This window comes from Actinosynnema sp. NPDC002837 (genome assembly GCF_040295345.1).
GTDB lineage: Bacteria > Actinomycetota > Actinomycetes > Mycobacteriales > Pseudonocardiaceae > Actinosynnema.
On the sequence record NZ_JBEOVG010000094.1, the window covers coordinates 24,980 to 36,026 of the forward strand.

11 protein-coding genes and 1 rRNA gene are annotated in these 11,047 nt (G+C 74.2%); 1 reads left to right on the plus strand and 11 read right to left on the minus strand.

Annotated elements, in window-relative coordinates; genetic code table 11:
- Positions 1-25: 25 nt before the first annotated feature.
- From ABTZ99_RS37600 to ABTZ99_RS37645, 10 genes are all read right to left on the minus strand, one after another.
- Entirely contained in the window at positions 26-964 is a 939-nt protein-coding gene (locus ABTZ99_RS37600) for a copper transporter (protein ID WP_498783360.1), read from the minus strand.
- On the minus strand, positions 961-2,145 hold the full coding sequence (gene steA, locus ABTZ99_RS37605; protein WP_499617905.1) for a putative cytokinetic ring protein SteA: 1,185 nt from the start codon (positions 2,143-2,145) through the stop codon (positions 961-963). Before steA ends, ABTZ99_RS37600 begins: the two co-directional genes overlap by 4 nt.
- Before the next feature lie 75 nt (positions 2,146-2,220).
- Positions 2,221-2,985: a hypothetical protein gene (locus ABTZ99_RS37610; protein ID WP_498783357.1), complete on the minus strand. Its 765-nt coding sequence runs from the start codon at positions 2,983-2,985 to the stop codon at positions 2,221-2,223.
- Between the two features lie 136 nt (positions 2,986-3,121).
- Positions 3,122-3,772 carry a hypothetical protein gene (locus ABTZ99_RS37615; RefSeq protein WP_499617906.1) on the minus strand — a complete coding sequence of 217 codons (651 nt, stop codon included), beginning with the start codon at positions 3,770-3,772 and terminating at the stop codon, positions 3,122-3,124.
- The gene (gene recN / locus ABTZ99_RS37620; protein WP_499617907.1) at positions 3,769-5,550 is read right to left on the minus strand and encodes a DNA repair protein RecN; all 1,782 of its coding nucleotides are present in this window, start codon (positions 5,548-5,550) and stop codon (positions 3,769-3,771) included. The genes ABTZ99_RS37615 and recN overlap by 4 nt, the downstream gene beginning before the upstream one ends.
- A gap of 75 nt (positions 5,551-5,625) precedes the next feature.
- Positions 5,626-6,519: an NAD kinase gene (locus ABTZ99_RS37625; RefSeq protein ID WP_498783351.1), complete on the minus strand. Its 894-nt coding sequence runs from the start codon at positions 6,517-6,519 to the stop codon at positions 5,626-5,628.
- 11 nt (positions 6,520-6,530) lie between these two features.
- The gene (locus ABTZ99_RS37630) at positions 6,531-7,337 is read right to left on the minus strand and encodes a TlyA family RNA methyltransferase (RefSeq protein WP_499617908.1); all 807 of its coding nucleotides are present in this window, start codon (positions 7,335-7,337) and stop codon (positions 6,531-6,533) included.
- 3 nt (positions 7,338-7,340) lie between these two features.
- Positions 7,341-7,514 carry a hypothetical protein gene (locus ABTZ99_RS37635; protein ID WP_197289787.1) on the minus strand — a complete coding sequence of 58 codons (174 nt, stop codon included), beginning with the start codon at positions 7,512-7,514 and terminating at the stop codon, positions 7,341-7,343.
- 5 nt (positions 7,515-7,519) lie between these two features.
- The gene (locus ABTZ99_RS37640) at positions 7,520-8,308 is read right to left on the minus strand and encodes an HAD-IIA family hydrolase (protein WP_498783347.1); all 789 of its coding nucleotides are present in this window, start codon (positions 8,306-8,308) and stop codon (positions 7,520-7,522) included.
- A gap of 121 nt (positions 8,309-8,429) precedes the next feature.
- Positions 8,430-9,374 carry a hypothetical protein gene (locus ABTZ99_RS37645; RefSeq protein ID WP_499617909.1) on the minus strand — a complete coding sequence of 315 codons (945 nt, stop codon included), beginning with the start codon at positions 9,372-9,374 and terminating at the stop codon, positions 8,430-8,432.
- Positions 9,375-9,560: 186 nt separating this feature from the next.
- On the opposite strand from ABTZ99_RS37645, the gene ABTZ99_RS37650 reads away from it, so the two are divergent.
- On the plus strand, positions 9,561-10,862 hold the full coding sequence (locus ABTZ99_RS37650) for a hypothetical protein (RefSeq protein WP_499617910.1): 1,302 nt from the start codon (positions 9,561-9,563) through the stop codon (positions 10,860-10,862).
- Between the two features lie 88 nt (positions 10,863-10,950).
- Here ABTZ99_RS37650 and rrf read toward each other — a convergent pair.
- Positions 10,951-11,047: ribosomal RNA gene (gene rrf, locus ABTZ99_RS37655) — 5S ribosomal RNA — on the minus strand; the annotation flags it as partial.

The window sequence follows — 11,047 nt, forward strand, 5'->3', positions numbered from 1 at the left end:
GGAAGCCCTCAACCCGCCCGACGGCTCAGCCGGACGCGCCCGGTGCGGGGGCTTCGGCGTTGCCGGCCACCCCGTAGCGGCCCGCCTTGCCGTCCAACTGCTCACGCAGCGCGAGCACCACGACCACCCGCCCGGCCGCCGTGCCCGCGTGGTCCACGGTCGACAGCACGGACGTCGCCGCCGTGTCCGCCCGCACCACGCCGACCGCGCCCGTGCCGTCGGCCGACCCGTCACCGCCCGCCAGCACGGCGCCCGCGCCGGACCGGTCGAGCTGGGTGGCGAACCGCGCCACCACCGAGGCCCGGTCGGCCGCCGAGTCGCCCGTGGCCGCCCCGCCGGTCAGCACCACGGCCAGCTGCGCCGCCTGCAACCCCGGCCCCGCCTTGACGAAACCCGCGCTGGACAGCCCGCCCAGCGCCGCCGCCACCTCGTCGGGCGTGGCCTGCGGCCGGCTGCCGTCCTTGTCGAGCAGCAGCACGGCGCCGAGCAGCCCGCCCGCCCTGGTGCCGGGGTCGCCGCCGGTCGGCAGCACGGTGCCCGCCGGCTGGAGCCGGGCGACCAGGTCGAGCAGCTGGTCGGCCTTGTCCGGATCGGTGAACGACTCGGTGAGCTGGAGCTCGCCGGTGACGGTGGCGCCCGCCGCGCGCAGCAGGTCGGTCACCGCGTCCCGGTCCTGCGGCTCGGCGCCGGCGGTGGTGACCAGCAGCACGGTCCGGTCCGCCAGCTGCCCCTTCACGGCCAGCGGTCCGACGGTGCTCGCGAACCGGTCCGCGTCGGCGAGCCGGGCGTCCAGGCCGTTGCGCTCGGACTGCAACGCGGCGACCTCCCGGCCCAGCTCGCCGTTGTCCTCGTTGAGCCCGGACAGCAGCCTGCCGCTGATCGCGGTCGAGCCGAGCACCACCCCCACGGCCAGCGCCAGGAACACCGCGGTGATGGAGACGATGTGGTAGCGCAGCGAGATCACCCGAACAACCCCCTGAACCAGTCGACGACGGAGCGGAACGCGTCGGCCGCGAGGTCCACGTAGACCTGGCCGACCCCGGACACCGCCAGCGCGGCCACCATCGCCGCCACCGCGGCCAGCACCAGCAGGACGATCAGCCCCGACGACACCCGGCCGCGGTGCAGGGTCGCGACGGCGTGCCCGTCGACCAGCTTGTTGCCGAGCTTGAGCCGGGTGAGGAACGTCGAGGGCGTGGACCCGGCGTTGCCCCGGTCCAGGAACTCCCGCAGGCCGGCCTGCAGGCCCACGGTCACCACCAGGGACGCGCCGTGCGCCTCGGCCAGCAGCAGGGCCAGGTCCTCGGAGTTGCCGCTCGCGGGGAACGTCACCGCGCCGATGCCCAGGTCCTGGATGCGCTCCAGGCCGGGCGCGTGGCCGTCGACCTGCGCCGGCACCACGACCTCCGAGCCGGACCGCAACGTCGCGGTGGCGATGGCGTCCGGGTCGCCGACGATGACGTCCGGGTCGAAGCCCGCCTCGTGCAGGGTGTCCGCGCCCGCGTCCACACCGATCAGCACCGGCCGGTGCTCGCGGATGTAGCGGCGCAGCTTGCGCAGCTCCTCGGCGTGCCGGGGACCGCCCGCGACGACCAGCACCTGCCGGTCGCGGATCGGCACGAGCAGCTCGGGCACGCCGATGCCGTCCAGCAGCAGCGCCCGTTCCCGGCGCAGGAACTCGATCGTGTTCGCCGAGAACGCCTCCAGCTGGGCGGCCATGCCCGCCTTGGCCTCGATCATCGCGTCGGCGATCGACTCGGCGTCCTGCGCGACGCCGCGCGCGACCTCCTTGTCGCCGACGAACACCGCGCCGTCGTGCAGCCGCAGCTTGGTGCCGTCCTTGATCTCGCGCAGCACCGCCGTGCCGACGCCGTCGACCAGCGGGACGCCCGCCTCGACCAGCAGCTCCGGGCCGAGGTTCGGGAACCGGCCGGAGATGGACGTCGACGCGTTGACCACGCCCACCACCCCCGCGTGCACGAGGGCCTCGGCGGTGCGGCGGTCGATGTCGACGTGGTCGAGGACCGCGACGTCACCGGGACTCAGCCGGCGCAGCAGGTCGCCCGAGCGGCGGTCGACGCGCGCCACACCGGTGACGCCTGGCAGTTCGTGGTGCGCGCGGCCGAGCAACCCGGAGAGCTTCATGAACCGATGGTGACTCACGTCGCGCGCGGTCGGCGGCCAACACGCCGAGCCGATCCGGGCTGGTCAGTGACTCCACTAATCCACAGTGGACGGATTACCCCCGGTAGGGTGACGTCGTGGGTCGGTCGCCGGATCCGGCGCGCCGTGCGGTCGTGGCAGGTCGGCGAGGGGCGGCAGCTCGGCCACCGGTGGCGCCACGGGACCGGCCGGCGGGGCGGGGTCACCCGGTGGGACGTCCAGCTCGGACACGGGGATGGCGATGCCGAACGGCGGCGTGTCGTCGTCGTCCGCCACCTGGTACACCGACACCCCGGTGGGCCGCGGCACGCGGGCCGGCCAGTCCTGCGCCACCACCGCGCCGACGAGCATCGCCAGCGCCGACGCGCCGATCAGCCACGTGCCCGTGCCGACGAACTCCTCGTGGGTGACCATGGGCGACGACATGTCGACGCTGAACAGCGTCCGCAACGTCTCCAGCGCGGTCCACAGCGTGCCGACGACCACCCCGACCGCCGCGAGCACGCCGAACCGGCCCACCGCCGCGAGCAGCGGCGAGCGCAGTTGCAGCAACGCGCCCACCGCGGCGAGGACGGCGGCGAAGACCAGGCCGTAGCCGTAGACGGGGAAGTCGAACTGGACGCCGCCCGCGTTGCCCGACGGCGGTTCCTCCACGTACTCCCAGCCGGAGAGCGCCATGAGCCGGCGGATCCCGTTGGGCACCGAGACGTCCATCCCCGGCCGCACGGAGGTCTCCACCCCGTACAGCGGGAACAACGAGCCCAACACCACCATGAGCGCGCCCGCGCCGATGGTCAGGACGACGAACGCGCGCCGGGTCATGTGGCCTTCTCCTCCGTGCTCGGTGGCGTGCCGCGGCCCGGCGGACCGACCACTCCACACCTACCAGCAAAGCCGGGACGGGCGCCGTCGCCAACGGCCGACCGGGTGCGGTTTCGCCCCCGGCCCGGCCTCGCCGTCACGGTCCTTCGACGCGGCGGTCGTCGTGTCGGGAGTCGTCGGGCCGGGAGTCCGGGAGCCGCGCGACCTCGACCTCGGCCACGGGGATGCCGAACGGCGGGGTGTCGGTGTCGTCCTCGACGCCGTCGACCCGGTAGACCACGGGCCCCTCAGGGCGTGGCTCGGGCCGCCGGGCGTGCAGCAGCACGACGCCGACCACGGCGACCACCACCGACGCGCCGAGCACCACGACGCCCTCGCCGACCGTCACCGCGAAGGGTTGCCCCTCGGGCTGCCGCGACGCGTTGCCGACGATGGCCACGACGTACGCGACCGCACTCGACACCGCCCCCACGAGCACGCCCGTGCCGCCGATCGCCAGGTAGCGGGAGGCCAGGCGCTGCGACTCCGGCAGGAACACCAGCGCCACCGCGATGCCCAGCAGCACGGCCGCCACGACGATCGGCACCCCGTACTGGGTGCTCTGCACGGTGCCGAAGTCCAGACCTTCCGGCACGTTGGCGAAGACGTGCTGCCACGAGGTCACGATGACCATCGGCGGCGCGCCCACCGACTCGCCGCCCTGCGTGAACAACGGCAGGAACGTGCCGATCACGGCCCCGACACCGGCCACCACCAGCAGGACCGCGCCGAGCAGCCGGCTGCTCACTTCTTCTTCGCCTTGCGCCGCACCACGGGCACGGTGTCCTTGTCGGCCTTCGCCGCCGCCAGCAGCTCCTCGGCGTGCGCGCGGCCGGTGTCGGTGGAGTCCATGCCGGCGAGCATCCGGGCCAGCTCGACCACGCGCTGCGACTCGTCCAGCCTGCGCACGCCGCTGCGGGTCAGCACGCCGTCCGCGGTCTTGTCCACCACCAGGTGCCGGTCGGCGAACGCGGCGACCTGCGGCAGGTGCGTGACCACGATGACCTGGTGGCTGCGCGCCAACCGGGCGAGCCTGCGGCCCACCTCGACCGCCGCCCGGCCGCCGACACCGGCGTCGACCTCGTCGAACACCAGCGTGGGCACCGGGTCGGAGTGCGACAGCACGACCTCCAGCGCCAGCATCACCCGCGACAGCTCACCGCCGGACGCGCCCTTGTGCACCGGCAGCGCGGGCGCGCCGGGGTGCGCGATCAGCCGCAGCTCCACGTCGTCGACACCGCTGGCGCCGGCGTGCAGCAGCTGCGCGCCCACCTTCAACGCCTGCGGGTCGCCCTGCTCCGCCACCCTGGGCCGCACCGCGACCTCGACCGTGGCGTGCGGCATGGCCAGGCCGGTCAGCTCGTCCGACACCGCCTTGCCCAGCTCCTCGGCCGCGGCGACCCGTTCGGCGGTCACTTGCCCCGCGTAGGTGGCCAGCTCCACGGCCAGCTCGTCGCGCCGCGCGGCCAACGCCGCCAACGCCTCGTCCGACGTGTCGAGCCCGGCCAACCGCGACGACGCGTCCCGAGCCCACGCGATCACGCCGTCCACGTCCGCGGCGTACTTGCGGGTCAACGACTTCAGCTCGGACTGGCGGGCGAGCACCAGCTCCAACCGCGCCGGGTCCGCGTCCAGGTGCTCCAGGTACGAGGCGATCTCCGCGCCGACGTCGGCGAGCAGCGTCTCCGCCTCCACCAGCCGCGGCTCCAGGTCGCGCAGCTTCGGGTCGTCCGACGCCGTCAGCCGCCGCCGCGCCTCGCCGATCAGGCCGAGCGCGCCGGGCACGTCCGGGTCGCCGTCGGGCGAGCCCGCCACCGCGTACTGCGCGCCCGAGGCGGCCTCGCGCAACTGGTCGGCGTCGGCGAGCCGGCGAGCCTCGGCGACCAGCTCCTCGTCCTCGCCGGGCTTGGGGTCGATCGAGCCGATCTCGGTCAGGCCGTGCCGCAGCATCTCGGCCTCGCGCGCCAGCTCGTGCGACCGCGCGGTGCGCTCGGTCAGCTCGGTCGCCACCCGCAGCCACTCGTCGCGGACCTTGCGGTAGGACCGCAGCGGCTCGGCGACCTCGTCACCGGCGAACCGGTCCAGCACGGAGCGCTGCTCGGCGGGCCGCAGCAGCCGCAGCTGGTCGTTCTGCCCGTGCACCGCGATCAGCTGCTCGGCCAGCTCGGACAGCACGCCGACCGGCACGGAGCGGCCGCCGAGGTGGGCCCGGGAACGCCCGTCCGCGCCGACGGTGCGGATCGCGATCACGCTGCCGTCGTCGTCGGGCTCGCCGCCGACCTCCTCGGCGACCTTCGCCGCCGGACTGCCCGCGGGCGCCTGGAACCGCCCCTCGACCACCGCCTTGTCCGCGCCGTTGCGCACGCGGGACGCCTCGGCCCGACCACCGCTCAGCAGGTGGAGCCCGGTCACGACCATCGTCTTGCCCGCGCCGGTCTCGCCCGTCACCACGGTGAAACCGGCATCGAGCTCAAGGGTGGCCTCGTCGATCACACCGAGGCCCTGGATGCGCATCTCGGCCAGCACGCACGGAACACTACTGGGCGACACAGACAAAGCGTGTGCTCGGGGGCGGGTGTCCCCGTGTCGATCAAGCCGGCCTCACTTGGCCGACGGACCCCGCCACCCCTGCACCGGCAGCTCGAACTTCTCCACCAGCCGGTCGGTGAACGGACCCGGCCGCAACCGGACCAGCCGCAACGGCGTGCGGCCGCCGACCACCTCGACCCGCGCCCCCGGCGGCAGGTTCACCGTGCGGCGACCGTCCGCGCACAGCACCGCCGGATGGCCCTCCGGGTCGACCTCCAGCGCCACCACGGACGCCGGCGACACCACCAGGGGCCGGGCGAACAGGGCGTGCGCGTTGCTCGGCACCACCAGCAGCGCCTGCACGTCCGGCCACACCACCGGGCCGCCCGCGGAGAACGCGTACGCCGTCGACCCGGTCGGGGTCGCCACCAGCACGCCGTCGCAGCCGAACGCCGACACCGGCCGCCCGTCCACCTCCACCACGACGTCCAGGATCCGTTCCCGGGTGCTCTTCTCCACGCTGGCCTCGTTGAGCGCCCACGTGCCCTCCAGCACCTCGCCGTCGACCGACGCGGTGATGTCGAGCGTCATCCGCTCCTCGACCTCGTAGTCCCGGTCGACGACGTGCTTGATCGCCTCGTACAGCGCGTCGGAGTCGGCCTCGGCCAGGAAACCGACCCGGCCCAGGTTCACCCCCAGCACCGGCACGCCCGCCGCCCGCGCCAGCTCGGCGGCGCGCAGCAGGGTGCCGTCGCCGCCGAGCACGAACACCAGCTCCGTGCCCTCGGCGGCCTTCTCGTCGGCGAGCACGACCTGCGTGAAGCACGACGGGTCCAGCTCCGGCGCCTCGTCCTCCAGCACCCGCAGCTTCACCCCGCCCGCCGCGAACCGGGCCGCGACCTCCTGCGCCACCAGCACGTTGCTGCGCCGTCCGGTGTGGACGACGAGCAGGATCTCCCTCGTCACTGGATCCGTCCTCACTGGGGACCTTCCGCTACGGCGGCGCGCACGAGCGCGGTGGCGTCCGCCGCGTCGAGGGGCTCGCCCCGGCGCAGCCAGACGAAGAACTCGACGTTGCCCGACGGACCGGGCAGGGGGCTCGCGGTGACGCCGCGCAGGCGCAGGCCGAGCCCGGCGGCGGACGCGACCACGTCCAGCACCGCCTCGGCCCGCAGCTCCGGGTCGCGCACCACACCGCCCGACCCGAGGCGTTCCTTCCCGACCTCGAACTGGGGTTTCACCATCGGCAGCAAGTCGCCCTCCTCGTCGAGGCACGCGGCCAGCGCCGGCAGCACCAGCCTCAACGAGATGAACGACAGATCGGCCACCACCAGTTCAACGGGACCGCCGATGTCCTCGGGCGTCAACGAACGCACGTTCGTCTTGTCCTTGACCACGACCCGGTCGTCGGTGCGCAACCGCCAGTCCAGCAGGCCCCGGCCGACGTCGGCCGCGACGACCTGGCGGGCGCCCGCGCGCAGCAGCACGTCGGTGAACCCGCCGGTGGACGCGCCCGCGTCCAGGCACCGCCTGCCCTTCACGTCGACCCCGTCGAACGCCTCCAGCGCGCCGACGAGCTTGTGCGCGCCCCGCGAGGCGTAGTTCGGGTCGTCGGTCTCGCGGACCACCAGCGCGGTGTCCAACTCGACGGCGGTGGCGGGTTTCGTGGCCACGGTGCCGCGCACGGTCACCCGGCCCTCGGCGACGAGTTGGCTCGCGTGCTCCCGTGATCTGGCCAGCCCGCGGCGGACCAGTTCGGCGTCCAGCCGAGCCCTGCGCGGCACCGGTCAGACCTTGTCGATGGTGGACAACGCGGCCGTCAACGCCGTGTGCGCGTCGTCGAACCGGGCCACGTGCTCGACCACGTCCAGCGCGTCCAGCCCGTCGAGACCGGCCAGGGCGTCGTCGATCCCGGCCACGGGATCACGCGGCGGGCCGGGGAGGGGAACCTCGAAGCTCACAGGATTCAAGGTAGCCGATGGAGCACGGACAAGTCGGCAGCCACGTAGGTCGGCCGGCGGTCCGCCGGCAGCGCGTCCGCCTCGGCCTCGGTGGACACGCCGGTGAGCACCAGCAGCGAGTCCATGCCCGCGTTGACCGCGCCCGCGATGTCGGTGTCCAGCCGGTCGCCGACGACCAGCGGCCGTTGCGCGCCCGCCGACTTCGCCGCCTGCTCCAGCAGGGGCGTGGCCGGCTTGCCCGCCACCAGCGGTTCCGCGCCGGTCGCCGTCCGCAACGCGGCGACCAGCGACCCGTTGCCGGGCAGCAGGCCGCGTTCGGTGGGCAGGGTGGCGTCCACGTTGCAGGCGATCCAGTGCGCGCCGCCCTGGCGGATCGCGACGCACGCCTCGGCCAGCTCGCGCCAGCCCAGGTCCTGCGACAGGCCCTGGACGACGGCTCGGGCGTGCTCGGCGGTGCGGGTGGGCCGGTACCCGCGCAGCCGCACCTGCTCGGCCAGCGCGTCCGTGCCGAGGACGAGAACGTGCTCGCCCTGCGGCACCAGGTCGAGCAGCATCGCCGCGCCCGCCTGGGCGCTCGTGCTGACCTCGTCCAGCGCGGCGTGGAAGCCGAGCTCGGTCAGGTGCTCGGCGACCGTCTCCGGCGACCGGGAGGCGTTGTTGGTGACGAACCTGATGCCGGTGCCGTGCTCGCGGGCGGCGGCCACGGCCTCGACCGCGCCGGGCACGGCCTCCTGCCCCCGGTAGACCGTGCCGTCGAGGTCGAGCAGCAGGGCGTCGTAGCGGTCCAGCAGCACAGGCGTCTCCGTTCAGGAGTTGTCCGGTCGGCAACAGTCTGAAGGCTCGACCCCGGGTGGGGCCGAGCCTTCAGCTGTGCTCTCCGTCATGTGACAGCGGTCTTGCCGGTCTCGCGGTGCGTCAGTCCTGCGGGCTGAGGTCGAACGCGCGCTCGGCGGCGTCGGTCTCGTTGTCGTCGTCGGCCTGGGCGGCGTTGAGGAACCACTTCACGGCTTCCTCGGTGCGGCCTGCGGCCTCCAGGTTGTCGGCGTAGGCGTAGAACAGGCGCGCGCTCCACGGGTCGCGCCGCTTCTCGTCCAGGTCGTCGCCCTGCAACGCCACCACGGCCGCGTCCAGCTGACCCATGTCCCGGCGGGCGCCGGCCGCGACGATCCGCAGCTCCACCGCCTCGTCCGGGGACAGCTGCGACACCTGCGCCTCGCGTGCCAGCTCGATGGCCCGCTCGGGACGACCCAGCGCCCGCTCGCAGTCGGCCATCACCGCGACGTGCCCGGTGCCGTGCGACATGCGCCGCGCGGTCCGCAGCTCGGACAACGCCTCGGCCCACTCGCCGGCGTGGTAGGCGGCCAGCCCGGCGGCCTCCCGGACCACCGCGACCCGCGCCGCCTTCGTCCGCGCGTACCGCGCGTGCTCCAGCGCCAACTCCGGCTCGCTGTCGATCAGCATGCCCGCCGCCGCCAGGTGCCGGCCCACGATCTCGGCCAGGCCCTTGGGCAACCCGCGCAGCTCCTGCTTCACCTCGGGGTCGAGGATGGAGATGTCGGCGTCCTCGGGCAGCTCCGGCGTCCGGGCCCGGGTGAACACGCGCTCCCCGGAGTCGCCCTCACCGGCTGCCACCGCCACCGACTCAGACTCATCGGACTCCGGCGCCTCGGACCGCGCAGCCGCCGACTCGGGCGCCTCCGCAGCCACGACAGCCGCCTCGTCATCGCCCTGGTCGTCGTCGCTCTCGTCGACGGCCTCGGACTTCTCGCCCGCCGCCTCGACCTCGGACTCGACCACGGCCTGCGCCGTCACCGACTCCCGGACCTCAACCGCGTCGTCCGCGACTACCTCGACCGCCACCGCGTCGACCTCGACCGAGGTGTCCTCGGTGACCTGCTGCTCGTCGGCCTGCGCGACGCGCTCCTGGAACCGCGCGGCCCGATCACGGCTGCGCGAGTCCCGCTTGTCGCTGCCGGCGGGCCGGTCGTACCCGGTCTTGCCCTGCTCGGCCCGGTCCTGGCGAGGCTTCTCGTAGCGGGGCTTGTCGTGACCCGGCTTGTCGTAACGAGGCCGGTCATCCCGTCGCTGGTACCCGCCGCGGTCACCACTGGGCCGGTCGTCCCGACGCTGGTAACCGCCGCGCTCCCCACCCCGGTCATCGCGACGCGGGTAGCCGGGGCGGTCTCCGCCGGAACGGTCGTCACGGGGCCGGTACTCACGACGCTCGCCACCGCGCTCGCCACCACGGTCATCACGCCGGGGGTAGCTGGGGCGGTCGCCGCCAGGACGGTCGTCCCGGCGCTGGTACCCACCACGATCGCCACTGGGCCGGTCGTCCCGACGCGGGTAGCTGGGACGCTCCCCGCCGCGGTCGTCCCGGCGCTGGTAACCGCCACGGTCACCGCTCGGCCGGTCGTCCCGACGCGGGTAGCTCGGCCGGTCGCCACCGGCCCGGTCATCCCGACGCGGGTAGCCGGAACGCTCCCCACCCCGAGCACCGCCGGGCTTGTCGTCGCGCCGCTGGTAACCACCACGGTCGCCACCGGGGCGGTCATCCCTGCGCTGGTACCCGCCGCGGTCACTGCCACCCCGGTCGTCCCGGCGCTGGTAACCGCCGCGGTCACCACCGGTCCGGTCACCGCCGGAGCGGTTCGGGCGGTCGCTGCCGTAACGGTCGTCCCGGCGCGGGTAGCTCGGGCGGTCGCCACCAGGCCGGTCGTCGCGGCGCTGGTACCCACCGCGATCGCCACCACGGTCACCGCCGGAGGAGCGGTCGTCGCGCCGCTGGTAGCCACCACGGTCGCCACTGGGCCGGTCATCCCGACGCGGGTAGCTCGGGCGGTCGCCCCGGTCGCCCCCGCGGTCGGAACCGCGATCGTCGCGCCGGTCGTAGCGGGGACGCTCACCACGGCTGTCATCGCGCCGGAACCCGCCCCGGTCACCGGTGCGGTCGTCGCGACGTGGTGCGCCACCGCGGTCATCGCGGCGCGGGTAGCCGGGTCGGTCACCGGAATCCCGGCGGAAGCCGCCGCTCCGGTTGTCATCGCGTCGCGGAGCTGCGCCGCGGTCGTCACGCGGCTTGTCATAACGAGGCCGCTCGCCCCGGTTGTCATCCCGCCGCTCGCCACCGCGCGGCTTGTCGCCACTGGTGTACCGGTCGTTGCCCGGCCGGTCGTCCCGACGCGGGTAGCCACCGGACGACCGCTCGCCCGATCCACGGGCGTCACGGCCACCACCGGTGGTCGGCTTACGAGTTCCCTGGGCACGGCCACCGTCATCGGATCGGCGCGGTCGGTCTCCCTGGCCACGCTGACGGTCGCCGGGTCGATCCCCGAACCTGGGCACTAGCTCCTCCTACTGTGGACACGCCGAAAGGGCTTGTGGTTTGGAGCACAAATCAATGTGCCCCCAACCACAAGCCCTTTCAGGGAAGAATGTTCGGCGGCGTCCTACTCTCCCACACCCTCACGAGTGCAGTACCATCGGCGCTGGAAGGCTTAACTACCGGGTTCGGAATGGGACCGGGTGTTCCC

What these genes read in the sequence shown, in the direction of transcription:
- steA (WP_499617905.1), bottom strand. Translation starts at nt 2,145, where the DNA reads ATGAAGCTCTCCGGGTTGCTCGGCCGCGCGCACCACGAACTGCCAGGC.
- ABTZ99_RS37610 (WP_498783357.1), bottom strand. Translation starts at nt 2,985, where the DNA reads ATGACCCGGCGCGCGTTCGTCGTCCTGACCATCGGCGCGGGCGCGCTC.